The organism is Plantactinospora sp. CA-294935 (genome assembly GCF_050936445.1).
GTDB lineage: Bacteria > Actinomycetota > Actinomycetes > Mycobacteriales > Micromonosporaceae > Plantactinospora.
In genome coordinates, this window is the sequence record NZ_JBNJMU010000001.1 from 1,169,203 (window position 1) to 1,182,885 (window position 13,683).

14 protein-coding genes are annotated in these 13,683 nt (G+C 73.8%); 9 read left to right on the forward strand and 5 right to left on the reverse strand.

All coding sequences use genetic code 11. The annotated features are described in order from the left end of the window. Positions 1–234 precede the first annotated feature (234 nt). Entirely contained in the window at positions 235–801 is a 567-nt protein-coding gene (locus ACQEVC_RS05215; RefSeq protein WP_432873832.1) for a DUF4190 domain-containing protein, read from the forward strand. Positions 802–845: 44 nt separating this feature from the next. Continuing rightward, positions 846–1,286, forward strand: coding sequence for a DUF4190 domain-containing protein (locus ACQEVC_RS05220; RefSeq protein WP_432873833.1), 441 nt, complete (start codon positions 846–848; stop codon positions 1,284–1,286). A 285-nt stretch (positions 1,287–1,571) separates the two neighbouring features. Here ACQEVC_RS05220 and ACQEVC_RS05225 read toward each other — a convergent pair whose 3' ends face one another. Then, a complete protein-coding gene (locus tag ACQEVC_RS05225) occupies positions 1,572–2,588 on the reverse strand; it encodes a DMT family transporter (RefSeq protein WP_432873835.1) in 1,017 nt (338 codons plus the stop codon). A 103-nt stretch (positions 2,589–2,691) separates the two neighbouring features. On the opposite strand from ACQEVC_RS05225, the gene ACQEVC_RS05230 reads away from it, so the two are divergent. The 3 genes from ACQEVC_RS05230 (at position 2,692) to ACQEVC_RS05240 (ending at position 5,523) form a co-directional block, all read left to right on the forward strand. Then, positions 2,692–3,540, forward strand: a complete 849-nt coding sequence (locus ACQEVC_RS05230; protein WP_432873837.1) for an HAD family hydrolase — start codon at positions 2,692–2,694, stop codon at positions 3,538–3,540. Then, complete coding sequence (locus tag ACQEVC_RS05235; protein ID WP_432873839.1) at positions 3,528–4,049, forward strand: hypothetical protein; 522 nt, start codon at positions 3,528–3,530, stop codon at positions 4,047–4,049. The genes ACQEVC_RS05230 and ACQEVC_RS05235 overlap by 13 nt, the downstream gene beginning before the upstream one ends. A gap of 271 nt (positions 4,050–4,320) precedes the next feature. Further along, a complete protein-coding gene (locus ACQEVC_RS05240) occupies positions 4,321–5,523 on the forward strand; it encodes an Mrp/NBP35 family ATP-binding protein (RefSeq protein WP_432873841.1) in 1,203 nt (400 codons plus the stop codon). 92 nt (positions 5,524–5,615) lie between these two features. Here ACQEVC_RS05240 and ACQEVC_RS05245 read toward each other — a convergent pair whose 3' ends face one another. After that, positions 5,616–6,047, reverse strand: a complete 432-nt coding sequence (locus tag ACQEVC_RS05245; RefSeq protein ID WP_432873843.1) for a preprotein translocase subunit TatB — start codon at positions 6,045–6,047, stop codon at positions 5,616–5,618. 72 nt (positions 6,048–6,119) lie between these two features. Continuing rightward, positions 6,120–7,448 carry a S1C family serine protease gene (locus tag ACQEVC_RS05250; RefSeq protein WP_432873844.1) on the reverse strand — a complete coding sequence of 443 codons (1,329 nt, stop codon included), beginning with the start codon at positions 7,446–7,448 and terminating at the stop codon, positions 6,120–6,122. A 447-nt stretch (positions 7,449–7,895) separates the two neighbouring features. Here ACQEVC_RS05250 and ACQEVC_RS05255 point away from each other — a divergent pair, with 447 nt between their 5' ends. Continuing rightward, positions 7,896–8,471, forward strand: coding sequence for an O-methyltransferase (locus ACQEVC_RS05255; protein WP_239312401.1), 576 nt, complete (start codon positions 7,896–7,898; stop codon positions 8,469–8,471). Between the two features lie 119 nt (positions 8,472–8,590). Here the strand turns inward: ACQEVC_RS05255 and ACQEVC_RS05260 are convergent, their stop codons facing one another. Together ACQEVC_RS05260 and ACQEVC_RS05265 are read right to left on the reverse strand one after the other, a co-directional pair. Further along, the gene (locus tag ACQEVC_RS05260; protein WP_432873846.1) at positions 8,591–10,147 is read right to left on the reverse strand and encodes a leucyl aminopeptidase family protein; all 1,557 of its coding nucleotides are present in this window, start codon (positions 10,145–10,147) and stop codon (positions 8,591–8,593) included. Positions 10,148–10,295: 148 nt separating this feature from the next. Further along, positions 10,296–10,463, reverse strand: coding sequence for a DUF3117 domain-containing protein (locus ACQEVC_RS05265; protein ID WP_007455245.1), 168 nt, complete (start codon positions 10,461–10,463; stop codon positions 10,296–10,298). A gap of 187 nt (positions 10,464–10,650) precedes the next feature. Between ACQEVC_RS05265 and ACQEVC_RS05270 the strand changes: the two genes are divergently transcribed. The 3 genes from ACQEVC_RS05270 (at position 10,651) to ACQEVC_RS05280 (ending at position 13,666) form a co-directional block, all read left to right on the forward strand. Beyond that, positions 10,651–11,475, forward strand: coding sequence for a PaaX family transcriptional regulator (locus ACQEVC_RS05270; RefSeq protein ID WP_432873851.1), 825 nt, complete (start codon positions 10,651–10,653; stop codon positions 11,473–11,475). Next, positions 11,472–12,260: an enoyl-CoA hydratase-related protein gene (locus ACQEVC_RS05275; protein ID WP_432873853.1), complete on the forward strand. Its 789-nt coding sequence runs from the start codon at positions 11,472–11,474 to the stop codon at positions 12,258–12,260. Before ACQEVC_RS05270 ends, ACQEVC_RS05275 begins: the two co-directional genes overlap by 4 nt. A 101-nt stretch (positions 12,261–12,361) precedes the next feature. Then, complete coding sequence (locus ACQEVC_RS05280) at positions 12,362–13,666, forward strand: DUF1800 domain-containing protein (protein WP_432873855.1); 1,305 nt, start codon at positions 12,362–12,364, stop codon at positions 13,664–13,666. Positions 13,667–13,683: the final 17 nt, after the last annotated feature.

Here is a 13,683-nt window from a genome sequence, read left to right on the forward strand (position 1 = left end):
GGCGATACGGGCAACGCCGCAGCGCCGTGGCACCGCCGACCGCGCGTGAGCCGAGACCGGCCCGGCACGTGAGGCGAGACCGGCCCGGCACGTGAGGCGAGACCGGCCCGGCACGTCGGACAAGACCGACCCGGCACGTCGGGCGACGGCCGCCGGCCGGATATGGGGACACCGATCTGGCGAACGCCGACTACCCTGGCGACGCATCCGAACGGACGAAGTGAGAGACCTCGAATGACTGACCCCCAGCAGAGCGGCTACTCCGGCGATCCGTCCTGGCAGGCACAACCACCGGCCCAACCCGGGGGCTACCAGGATCCGGGCTACCAGCCCATGTACCAGGACCCGACGGCGCAGGCGGCCGGCCCTGCCCAGCCCTACCAGCCGGGATATCCGGCCGACGCCGGCTACCCGACCCAGGCGTACCCGGCCGGCACGGATCCGATCAGCGGTCAACCGGTGATGGCTCCGGGCTATCCGCCGGCCGGTTACCCGGTCGTCACCCCGGGTCCGTCGACCAACGGCCTGTCGATCGCCGCGATGGTGGTCGCCATCGTGGGCGCGCTCGGACTCTGCGGGTACGGACTCGGCGGCTACCTCGGTGCCGTCGGGGCGATCATGGGACACGTCGCCAGCAAGCAGATCCGCGAGCGCGGCGAGGGCGGCGCGGGATTCGCCAAGGCCGGCATCATCGTCGGCTGGATCTCCACCGCCATCGCGGTCCTCGCCACCATCGCCATTGTCATCTTCTTCGTCTGGTTGGCCAACCAACCGTCGTCGTCGTACGACAGCGGCTACTGAGCATCGACACCGGCTACTGAGCATCCGGACCAGCAGGAGGCGCCGTGAACCCCGGCAGCACCGGTAACCCGTCCGAGCCCACCAGCGACCCGGGTGTCGTCGCACAGCCGGCCCTCGACGCGGGGCAGTACCCGGGACCGGCCGGCGAAGCGCCGCAGCCGGGTTGGACGCCGGGCCACCCCGGCTACCCCGGCTACCCGTACGTGGCGCGCCGGCCGACGAACGGGATGGCGATCGCGGCCATGGTCACCGGGATCGTGGCCCTGTTCAGTTGCCAGCTCGTGGGCGGGGTCGCGGTCTATCTGGCGAAGAAGGCACGTACCGAGATCCAGGCGAGCGGCGAGGAGGGCGGCGGTTTCGCCACCGCCGGCCTCGTGCTCGGCTGGGTCTCGCTCGGGCTGGCCGCGCTGGGCCTGCTCTTCTTCCTCGCCTACCTGGGCTTCATGGGCGTGCTCTTCGCCACCACGGCGAGCACCTCGGGCTGACCCTCGGCCGGTCCGAGAATCCCGGTAGACCCGAGACCTTCCCGGCCGGCCGGGATCGCGGCCACGGTCCGACCGGTCGTCGCCGGCCGGTATCCACGGCTGATCCGGGGCCCGCCGGTGACCGGGCGACGACGCCGGTCGGCATCGGCGGCATCGGGACCGGTCCACCCGGCCGGCGGGGCGTCCGTTCGGCCGGCCGACCTTCCCGACCAGCGGCACCTCGGCCGGCCGACCTTCCCGACCGGCGGACGTCCGGGCGGCCTTCGCGGCCGGCGGGATGTCAGGTCAGCGGTTCTGGTGCGCTCCTCCGGAGCGCGGCTCGCCGTCCGACAGGGGGCCGGCCTCCGGCGGGGCGGTTAGCGGCTCCGGGTGGACCCCGGTGCCGGGGCGCCGGGCGGCCCGCGCCGCGCCGTGCAGCACGACGGCGACGCCGGCCAGCAGCAGGACCAGCCCGGGCAGGGCGGCCGTCCGGGGTACCTGGCCCAGCCAGACCCAGGCGAGCAGCGCGGCGCCGGGCGCTTCGAGCAGGAAGAGCACGCTGATCGTGGTCGCCGAGATCCGGCGCAACGCGTAGTTGAACATCGAGTGCCCGAGCAGTTGGGCTCCCACCACCAGCCCCAGTACGGCGAGCCAGGTGCCGGCGTCATAGCCGCCGAGGCGTACGCCGCCGGCCAGGCAGACCACCAGCAGCGCCGCCGCGCAGACCCCGTAGCAGACGGTGGTGTAGCCGAGGGTGCTGATGGTGCTCCGGACCCGTTCACCGAGGGCGGTGTAGACCGCCGCCGCCATGCCACCGGCGACCGCGAGCAGGTCACCGGCGACGGCCCGGCCGGAGACCCCGAAGTCCGCGCCGACCGCCCAGATCGCGCCGACCACCGCGAGCCCGATACCGAGCCAGGCGACCGTGGAGAGCCGTCGGCCCTGGCCGAGCGCGATCAGCCCCTGCCAGACCGGCTGGGTGACCACCAGCGCGGTGGCGGCGGCCACCGAGGTCAACTGGGCGCTCGGCATCCAGGTGGCGAAGTGCACCGCGAGGGCGAGACCGGCGAGCACGCAGTAGCCGGCGTCCCGGCGGCCGGTGTCGCTGGCCAGCGCCCGGAACTCGGCCCGGCGCCGGAAGAGCGCGACCGGCCCGAACACGCCGACCGCGAGGAAGTTCCGCCAGAACGCGATGGCCAGCGCGGGCGCGGCGGCGAACGCGATCAACGGCGCCGACGAGGACACCGCCGCGATGGCGACCGCGACCGCGCCGATGCTCAGCGGGTCGATCGAGGTCCGGGGCGGTGGTACGGCGACAGGCACGGAAAAATCCTCACATGTCACTGCGGGCCACCATCTGGTCGACAAGTCGTTACGATCGTCCGATCGCGCCTGGCTTCACCCGGTTCCGGAGGCCTGCTCCCCCATGCCCACATACCGGTACCCCTCCCCGACAGACCGCTGCTCCGCCCCCGACGACCAGCCCCGACCGGATCGGTCGGAGCAGGGCGGGGAGCGGCGATTACCCGCGTACCGGGCGGTGCTCTTCGACTTTTTCGGCACCCTCACCTGCGCCAACCGGCGGGGACAGCAGCACGCGGCGGTCGCCGCACTGCTCGGCTGTGCCGTGGAGGCGCTGGTCGAGGTGCTCGACCGGTCCTTCTACCTGCGCGCCAGCGGGGCGCTCGGCGACGCCACCGACACCATGCGCTGGATCTGCGCGCAGGCCGGTGGCCGACCCTCCGCCGCCGACCTGCGCGCCGCCGTCGAGGCCCGGGTCGAGGCGGTACGCGCCGACACCCGACTCCGCCCCGAGGCGGTGACCGTGCTGCGCGCCGTTCGGCGTCGTGGCGCCCACACCGCGCTGGTCAGTGACTGTACCCACGAACTCCCCGCCTTCCTGCCGCAACTGCCGGTCGCGCCCCTGCTCGACGCGCGGGTCTTCTCGGTGCAGGTCGGCCGTTGCAAGCCCGATCCGGCGATCTATCTCGCCGCCTGCCACCGGCTGGGTGTCGCCCCGGCGGACTGCCTCTACGTCGGCGACGGCGGCAGCCAGGAACTCACCGGCGCCACCCGGGCCGGGATGACCGCGATCCGGCTGGCCGCCGCCGACCTCGACGGTCACCTCGTCTTCAACCGGGACCTTGGCTGGACCGGTCCGGCACTCAGCTCGCTGACCGAGCTCCCCGGGCTGCTCGACGTACCCCCGAGCCGGCCCGGGTCGGAGCCGGCGGGTTCCGTGCCGATCCCGGGTGAGGCAGGATGCGGGGTGTGACGGACGAGCAGGTGGCCCCGGTCTCGCCGCTGGTGACGGAGGCGGTGAAGAAGGCGGCCGTGGCCTGGGTGGCGGTCGGCGACCGGCCGCCGGTGGCGCTGTGGTGCGTCCCACTCGACGGTGGGCTGTACGTGGTGAGCGGCCCCGGCGAGCAGTCCGCGCCGGGGCTCGCCGAGACGCACACCGCGACGGTGACCCTGCGCGGCGACCACGGCGGGCGGATCGTCACCTGGCCGGCCGAGGTGTCCCGGGTCGCACCGGAGAGCGAGCAGTGGGCGACGGTGGCCCCCCAGGTGGCAGCCAAGCGGCTCAACGCCTCGGGCAGTCCGACCGACCTGGCCGAGCGATGGAGGGCCGGCTGCGTGCTCAGCCGGCTGGCCCCGGCCGGCCCGCCGCTGGCCGCCGGGCAGACCCTGCCGGACGACTCGCTCGCCGCCCCGCCGCGCGAGGCCACCCCGGTGCGGCAGACCCGCCGGCCGTTCCGGTTGCACCGGGTCCGGCGCCGCTGACCGGGCCGCCGTCGGCGGACCAGCGAACCGCCCGGCGACACAAAAGCGCCGCGCGCCTCAAGGGGCTAGGCGCGCGGCGAACTTCAACGATCGTCGCACCCCGACGGGTACGGCGTCTACCGTCAAATCGCCAATTTCCCCACCCATGGCTGAACGCCCGACTTGCCGGCCCCGCCGTACTCGTTCGATTCGTCTGTCGAGTGCTGCTCAACGCCCGTCTGTCCCGGTGCGGCCGGCCAGTCGGACCGGCCGGCGACGTAGCATGGCGAACATGTCTGCTCCAGCCGTTCCCGGCCAGGAGGCCGCCGCCTCCGGCACCGACTCCGCCGTCCGGCCCACGAATGCCGCCGAGGAGGCGGTGCACGCCGCGCTCGCCACCGTCGACGACCCGGAGATCCGTCGACCGATCACCGAACTCGGCATGGTGCGCTCCGCCGTGGTCGCCGCCGACGGCACGGTACGGGTGGAACTGCTGCTCACCGTCGCCGGTTGCCCGCTGCGGGACAAGCTGCGTACCGACATCACCGCGGCGGTCGGCGCGGTGCCGGGCGTGACCGGAGTCACCATCGACTTCGGCGTGATGAGTCCGGAGCAGCGGCAGGCGCTGCAAGCCCGGCTGCGCGGCGGCGGGCAGAGCCAGGAGCCGGTGATCCCGTTCGCCCAGCCCGGCTCCCGGACCCGGGTCTACGCCGTGGCCAGCGGAAAGGGCGGGGTCGGCAAGTCGAGCGTCACGGTCAACCTGGCCGCCGCCCTCGCCGCCAAGGGGCTCGCGGTGGGCGTCGTCGACGCGGACATCTACGGCCACTCCGTACCCCGGATGCTCGGCGTCGAAGGCCGGCCGACCCGGGTCGAAGACATGATCATGCCGCCCCAGTCGCACGGGGTGAAGGTGATCTCGATCGGCATGTTCACCGACGGCAACGCGGCGGTGGTCTGGCGGGGGCCGATGCTGCACCGCGCATTGCAGCAGTTCCTCGCCGACGTCTACTGGGGCGACCTCGACGTCCTGCTGCTGGACCTGCCGCCGGGCACCGGCGACGTGGCCATCTCGCTGGCCCAGTTGCTGCCCAACGCGGAGATCCTGGTGGTGACCACGCCGCAGACGGCGGCGGCCGAGGTGGCCGAGCGGGCCGGCGGGATCGCCCTGCAGACCCACCAGCGGCTGGTCGGGGTGGTGGAGAACATGTCGTGGCTGGACCTGCCGGACGGCTCCCGGATGGAGGTCTTCGGCTCCGGCGGCGGCGCCATGGTCGCCGAGTCGCTGACCAGGGTGGTCGGCGCACAGGTGCCGCTGCTGGGTCAGATCCCGCTGGACACCCGGGTACGCGAGGCCGGCGACGCCGGTGACCCGGTCGTACTCGCCGAGCCGGAGGCGCCGGCCGCCAAGGCGCTGGCCGCGGTCGCGGACCGGCTCGCCGTACGCCGCGAGTCGCTGCTCGGCAAGCCCCTCGGGCTCCGCCCCACCGGTCGCTGACCACCGCGGCGGCCGGCGCTCGGGCCGTCGTCCACGTCGGCGCTCGACGCCGGACCAGCGTGCCGTCAGCGCCTCGGATCAGGGGCGCCCGGTCAGGTGGCGTCGGCGTCGAAGGCGCGGCGCCCAGCCGGCGTCACGTCGCTGCCGGTACCCGAGGTCGAGGCGGTCGAGCCGCTGGACGAGCGGATGTCCGCCGAGGCCGCGACGTCGTCGACCTCCCGGCGTACGTCGGTCAGGTCGGAGCGGAGCTTCTCGAACGTCCCCTCCAGCGGCTTCCGGATCGCCTGCTCGTCTTCCTCGCTCAGCAGGTGCTTGCGGATGAACGCCTTCGGGTGCAGGTCCTCAAGCTGGATGTCGGTGCCCAGCTCGCGGCTCAGGTCGCCGGTGGCGTTGCGGGCCATGTTGCGCAGGTTGCGCAGCATCCGGAGGCCGTCGCTGATCACGGCCGGCAGCCGGTCGCCGAAGATCAGCAGCGCGACCAGCAGCAGCGCACCGATCTCCCACCAGTTCAGGTTCTCGAACACGCCTGCCTCCTCATCCCCGCCCCCGGCAAGAGTACGCACGTCATGGCGGGCGGTGGGAGGGGGAGCGGGGCGCTACTTCACGTCGGCGGCCAGGGTCACCGAGGCGGCCTGCCGCTCCGGCCCGCGCCGGTACTCGACGTTCACCACCGAGCCGGGTGCGTACTTGCGGACCAGCGCGATCAGGTCGCTCGGGTCCTCCAGCGGCTTGCCGTCGATTTTGAGAACCACGTCACCGGCGCGCAGCCCGGCGGCGGCGGCCGGTCCGGTCGGCTCGACGGCGGAGATCCGCACCCCGCCCGACCCGCCGGAGCGGGTGCCGCCGACCGTCGCGCCGATCACGGTCCGGCGGGCCTTTCCGGTGTCGATGATCTCCTGGGCCAACCGCTTGGCCTGGTTGATCGGGATCGCGAAGGCCAGGCCGACGTTGCCGGCGGTCTCCTCGTCGGCGGCCGGCGTCTGGATCACCGAGTTCACCCCGATCACCCGCCCGCCGCCGTCGACCAGCGGCCCGCCGGAGTTGCCCCGGTTCACCGCGGCGTCGGTCTGGATGGCGGCGTAGTAGCGCACCTGCCCACCCGCCTCACCCTGCCGGAACGTCCGGTCCAGCGCGCTGACGATGCCGGCGGTGACGGTGTTGGCCAGCGACAGCGGGGTACCGAAGGCGAGCACCGGGTCGCCGACCGCCACGGCGTCCGAGTCGCCGAACTCCACCGGCTTGAGGCCGGTCCGGGACACCTTGATCACGGCGATGTCCGCCTCGGGATCCTTGCCGACCACCTCGGCCGGTGCGGTGGAGCCGTCGTTGAACACCACCGTCGCGGTGTCGGCGCCGGCACCGACCACGTGGTCGTTGGTGATCACGTAGCCGTCCTGGCTGACCACGAAGCCGGAGCCGAGACCGATGCCGCCGTTGCCGCTGACCCGTACCGTGACGACGCTGGGCAGCAGCCGCTCCGCGACACCGGCCAGCGAGTCGGGTGGCCGGCGGGCCGTGGCGGGCGGCTCTGCGGCGGTCGAGCCGAGCGTGGTCGTACCGCCGGCACCGCCGCGCACCGCGAAGGCGTACCCGAGTGAGCCGCCCAGCGCGCCGGCCAGCAGCGCGGTGATCAGCGAGACCAGGAAGACCGGGGCCAGCCCCCGCCGCCCGGCGGTGGCCGGGTCGGTCACCGGCTCGGGTTCGGCGCCCGCGCCCGAGGCCGGTGCCGCCTGCACCACCACGGCCGCCGGAGTGGCCGGGTTCCGCCACGGGTCGTGCAGCGCGTCGGACCACCACGGGGACGATCCCGGGGCGGCGGCCGACCCGGGCACCGCCGGCGTGCCTACCGTCGAGGGCGTCGGCGGCGGGGGATTCCCCGGCGTCGCCGTCCCGTCGGGCTGGCGCCAGTTCCAGCCGTCCGTCACGTTCGCTGCCTCCCAGTCCGTCCCTGAAGCCGGGCGCCGCGCGGGCCGGGGCGACCGGTTCCGGCCGCGGCGTCCGGGTTCCGCATCCAGGATCGCACGGATGGCCGATTACCGGTCATCGGTTGGTCCGAGGCGGCGACGCCGTCCGAGGTACGCGCCTGCCGATCACGTACCGCCACCCTTAGGCTCATACCCGCAACCCCGCCCCGGTCCGCCGTCCCACCGCCGCCGTTCCACCGTCACCCCGCGAACCCGCCGTCCGCAAGCTCCGCCCGCCGGAAATCCCGGCACCCCCCGAGACGCACCGAGACCGAGTTCCATCCCCAGGTTCCATCCCCAGCCGAGTTCCTCGCCGCCCGGAGGTGCCCCATCGCCACGGTCGCCCGGTCAGTCAGTACGACGACCGCCCAAGCACTCCAGTTCGCCGAAGCGTACGTTGCCGAGGACCTGGTCCTGCGTACCGCTCGCAGCCTGGCCAGGGAGGTCGGACTCGACGCCGTCACGCCGGGCACCGGTGCCACCCTCCGGCTGCTGGCCGCGGCCGGCAGTGCACGAGCCGTCGTGGAGATCGGTACCGGTACCGGGGTCAGCGGGCTCTGGCTGCTCCGCGGCATGCGCCCCGACGGCATCCTGACCACGATCGACGTGGAGACGGAACACCAGCGGATCGCCCGGCGGATCTTCCAGGAGGCGGGCTTCGCCTCCGGGCGTACCCGGATCATCACCGGCCGGGCGCTGGACGTGCTGCCCCGGCTCGCCGACGGTGTCTACGACCTGATCTTCGTCGACTCGGAGGTGGCGGAGTACAGCGCCTGTGTCGAGGCGGCGCTGCGGCTGCTGCGCCCCGGCGGGGTACTCGCGCTGCACGGCGCGCTGGCCGCCGGCCGGATCGGCGACCCGGCCGCCCGGGACGTGGAGACGGTGACCGTCCGGGAGGTGGTCAAGGCGGTCCGCGAGTCGGAGGAGTGGACCCCGGCGTTGCTGCCCACCGGCGAGGGACTGCTCGTCGCGGTCAAGCGCTGACCGGCCCCGGTCGAATGCCGCGCACCCGGTCAAGCACTGACCGGAGCCGGTCGAATGCCGCGGACCCGGTCAAGCGCTGACCGGACCCGGTCTGACGCCGGCCGGACCAGCGGCACCGGCTACGGCTGGGTCGCCAGCCAGCGCAGCAGGGTGCGTACGCCCCAGCCGGTCGCGCCCTTGACCAGTTCGCCGTCGTTGCCGTCGGACCAGGACGGCGCCGACATGTCCAGGTGCACCCAGCGGTCCCGCAGGTCACCGGCGAACTCGCGGAGGTAGAGCGCGGCGGTGACCGATCCGGCGCCGTGGTTCGGGGCGCTGTAGAGGTCGGCGATCTCGCTGCCGAGGTATTCGGCGTAGTCGGTGGGGAGCGGCATCCGCCAGGCCCGCTCGCCGGCCGCCTCGGCCGCCGCCAGTACCGCTTCGGCCAGCTCGTCGGTGTCGCTGTAGAGGGCGGCGGTCCGCTTGCCGAGCGCGACCGCGTTCGCCCCGGTGAGGGTGGCGAGGTCGACCAGCAGGTCCGGCGCGAGCCGCGCCACGGCGTAGCCGAGCGCGTCGGCCAGCACCAGCCGGCCCTCGGCGTCGGTGTTGGTGCTCTCGCTGGTCAGCCCGTTGTAGTGCCGCACCACGTCGCCCGGCCGGTACGCCGAGCCGCTGACCATGTTCTCGGCGAGCGGGGCGAGCGCGGTGACCCGGACCGGCAGCCGGAGCGCGGCGGCACCGAGTGCGGCGGCGACCACGGCCGCGGCACCGCCCATGTCCTTGCGCATCAGTTTCATGCCGTCCCGGGGCTTGATCGAGACGCCGCCGGTGTCGAAGGTGATGCCCTTGCCGACGAGTACCACATGCCGGTCCGCACCCTCGGGTCGCCAGCTCAGCTCGACCAGCCGGGGTCCCTGCGCCGATCCCCCGCCGACCGCGAGGATGCCGCCGAACCCCTCGGCGGCGAGCCGGTCCGGCTCCCGGACCTCGACGGTCAGCCCGTCCCGGCCGGCGGCCGCCTCGACCACCCGGTCGGCGAACCAGGCCGGGCTCTTCACCGAGGAGGGGGTGTTGGTCAGGTCCCGGGCGAACCGGGTCGCCTCGGCGACCACCCGGGCGGTGTCCAGAGCCGCCTGGTAGGGCTCCGGGGCGGCGACCGCGAGCAGCACCTCGGTCAGCGCGGGCGGGTCGCCGGCGGCTCCGTCGGCGTCGGTCATCCGGAACCGGTACGACGCCAGCCAGATCCCTTCGGCGAGCCCGCGTACCGCCTCCGGGGTGGCATCGACCGGAATCGCTATAGTGATCGAACTCTCACGAGTGGCCGCCCGGACCACCGCCGCCCCGGCGGACCGCCAGCCGGCCTCGTCGCCACCGCCCACACCGGCCAGCAGCAGCCGGGTCGGGGTGCCCTGCGGCCGGATCGACCGGTGCAGCGCGCCCGCGCCCCCGGGCCGGTCGAGGTACGGCAGCAGCGCGGTCGCCTCGGCGGCCAGTTCGGCAGGCAGGGCGAGGAAGGTGGGCAGCACTCGACCGCCCGGCGCGGCGCCGTCCTGGGTACCCGATCCGGCCTGGTCGGTCGAGCCCGGGTCGACCCGTGTCGCCCCGTCGGCGGGCACACCCGGCGGCTCCGGAGGCGCGACCGGCAGGGCCAGGGTCTCGAACCCGCTCGGGTCGACTACCAGACGGATCGACAGCACGCCGGCGTTACCTCCAGACGATCTTGTGAGAGCGGGAAGAACGTGCCCGCCCGGCATCACGACCCTGGGCCACCGGCGACACCGCCGGTGGCCCAGGGTGAGAAACCCCGCCGGACGAGACGTACCGCCCGGAGGAGTCGGCGTTCACTTAGCCGGCGGCGGCCTTCAGCGCGTCACCGAGCGCGTTGGCCTCGTCGGGAGTCATCTCGACGACGAGCCGGCCACCACCCTCCAGCGGAACCCGCATGACGATGCCCCGGCCCTCCTTGGTGACTTCCAGCGGACCGTCGCCCGTCCGCGGCTTCATCGCCGCCATGTTGTCTCCCCTCAGACCTTCATCAGGGTCGGTGGGTTGCCCCACATCCATTTGGTCAGCATCACCGCCCAAGGCCGCGGTGCCGACCAACGATTTTCCCTGATGAACACCGCCGGACCCAAACCGAACCAGCGTTGATGTAACAGCATCTAGCATATCTTGAGAAGGGGTGTCACAATGTGCGGTCATGCAGGCACGGTCGGCACTCTTCGACCTGTACGGCGACTACCTCCGCTCCCGGGGTGGACGCGCACCGGTGTCCGCGCTGGTCAAACTACTATCCCCGCTCGGCATCGCCGCACCCGCGGTCCGTACCGCAGTCTCCCGGATGGTCCGGCAGGGCTGGCTGCACCCGCTCCGACTGGCCGCCGGACCGGGCTATCTGCTCACCCCGAGAGCGGCCCGACGACTCGACGAGGCGGCGGCCCGGATCTACCGGACCGGCAAGATCGGATGGGACGGCCGATTCGACCTGATCGTGCTTGAAACCGGCACGAACCGCCGGGACCGGCAACGCCTCGCCGCCAACCTGAGCTATCTGGGCTACGGCATGCTCGACGAGCAGACCTGGGTCGCCACCCGGCCCGGCGAGGACGTGGACGCCCTGCTGACCGAGGCCGGGGTGCGCTACGAGCGGTTCACCGCCGCGCACACCGCCGGCACGCCCGGGGCGATGGGGGTGGTCCGGCGGGCCTGGGACCTCGACGAGATCGCCAACGCGTACCAGGAGTTCGTCTCCGAGCAGCGGCCGCTGCTCGCCGCGGTGACCGTACGTAGCTGCGACGAGGACGCGTACGCGGCCCGGTTCCGGCTCGTGCACGCATGGCGTACCTTCCTCTTCCGGGACCCGCAACTGCCTCCCGCGCTACTGCCCGAGCGGTGGCCGGGGACGAGCGCGGCAGCCTTCTTCGACCGGCACGCCGCGCGGCTGCGCCCGGCCGCCGACCGCTTCGTCGAGCAGTGCCTCGACGGTTCCCACCGGATCGCCCGACAGAAGGGTCAACACCCGTGACCGAGCCGTTGCTCATCGACCGCTCCGACTCCGTGGTCACGCTGACCCTGAACCGGCCGACCGCGATGAACGCGCTGGACGTGGCGCTGAAGGAGGCGCTGCGGGACACCCTGGCCGAGTTGGAGCACGACCGCTCCTGCCGCGCGGTGGTGCTCGCCGGCGCCGGGTCGGCCTTCTGCGCCGGCCAGGACCTGCGGGAACACGCCGCCACGCTGGCCGGTGGCGGCACCGACCCGCTCGGCACGGTCCGGACCCACTACAACCCGATCGCCTCCCGGCTGGCCAGCCTGCCCAAGCCGGTGATCGCGGCGGTACGCGGCATGGCGGCCGGCGCCGGAGCCTCGCTCGCCTTCCTCGCCGACTTCCGGATCGGCGGCCCCGGCACGAGCTTCCTGCTGGCCTTCGCCAAGGTCGGCCTGGCCGGCGACACCGGCGCCTCCTGGTCGCTGCCCCGGCTGGTCGGCCACGCCAAGGCGGTCGAGCTGCTGATGCTCGCCGAGCCGGTACCGGCCGACGAGGCGTACCGGCTCGGGCTGCTGAACCGGCTGGTCGACGACGAGCAGGTGCTGGAGACCGCGCAGGAGCTGGCCGTCCGGCTGGCCGCCGGACCGACGGTGGCGTACGGGGCGATCAAGCGGCAGCTCTCGGTCGGCGACGCCGGCACCCTCTCCGAGGCGCTGGCCGCCGAGGCCCAGGCGCAGGCGATCTGCGGCGCCACCGCCGACCACCGGGCCGCCACCACCGCCTTCGTGGAGAAGCGCCGGCCGACGTTCGAGGGCCGCTGACCGTCCCCGGGCGCCGGCATCGCCGGAATCACCGCTGACCCAGACCGACCTCGATCGCCGGCCTTACCGGGCTCGTACACAACCGGCCTAGGGTCGGCCGCATGGTCGATCGGGACGCCGTCGTACACCTGCTGCGCCGCGCCACCTTCGGGCCGACAGCCGCCGAGGTGGAGGCGGCCGGACGCGCCGGGGTGGCTGCCACGCTGGACCGGTTGCTCAGCCCGGTCGGCACCGACCCCGGCGCGGCGGCCACCCCGCCCCCCGAACTCGGCGCCGACCCGTACGCGGGGATCACCAAGGAGTCCGGCCGGGAGCAGCGGCAGCAGGCCCAGAAGAAGCGGGCGGAACAGGCGCGCGGGCTGGTCGACTGGTGGCTGGACCGGATGGTCGCCGCCGAGCACCAGCTCACCGAGAAGCTGGTCTTCTTCTGGCACGGGCACTGGGCGACCAGCGTACGCAAGGTGAAGTCCGCCCAGCTCATGCTCGGGCAGCTCGACACCTTCCGGCGGTACGGCCGGGGGCCGTTCGAGGCACTGGTCCGGGCGATGGTGCGGGATCCGGCCCTGATCCTCTGGCTGGACGGGCAGAAGAACACCCGTACCGCCCCGAACGAGAACCTGGCCCGGGAGCTGATGGAGCTGTTCACCCTCGGCATCGGGCACTACACCGAGGCGGACGTCAAGGCCGGGGCACGGGCGCTGACCGGCTGGCAGGTCGACCGGCGTACCGGCGAGGCACGGTTCGTCCGGCGCCGGCACGATCCGGCCGGGAAGACGATCCTCGGCCGGACGGCGGCGTTCGACGCCGACTCGTACGCCCGGCTGCTGGCCGCCCGCCCCGAGGCCGGCGCCTTCGTCGCAGCCCGGCTCTGGGCCCGGTTCGCCGGCGCCGACGTGCCACTGCCGCAGGCGCTGGCCGGGACCGCCGGCACCACCACCGAAGTGCTCCGGGCGCTCTTCACCGCCCCGGAGTTCGGGCAGGCCCGGGGCGGCCTGGTGAAGCAGCCGGTGGAGTGGGCGGTCGGGGCGATGCGCCAGCTCGGCATCCGGCCCGGCAAGCTCCCCGACCAGCAGCGTCGGGAGCTTGCCAACCGGTTGGCCGGGATGGACCAGGTGCCGCTGCGACCGCCGAGCGTCGGCGGCTGGCCGGCCGGCCCGGCCTGGCTGACCACCTCGTCGTTGCAGGCCCGGATGCGGCTGGCCGCGCTGCTGGCCGCAGCGGCGGCTCCCGAGGTGACCCGGCGGCTCGCCGGCACCGCCCGGGACGACCGGCCGGAGGCGCTGGCCCGGCTGCTGGTGGTGGACCGGTGGACGCCACGCACCCTGGCCGCCCTGGCCCCGCTGGCCGACGACCCGCGCCGGCTGCTGGTCGCCGGGCTGGTCAGCCCCGAGTACACCGTCAGTTGACGAGGAGGAGACGAGCG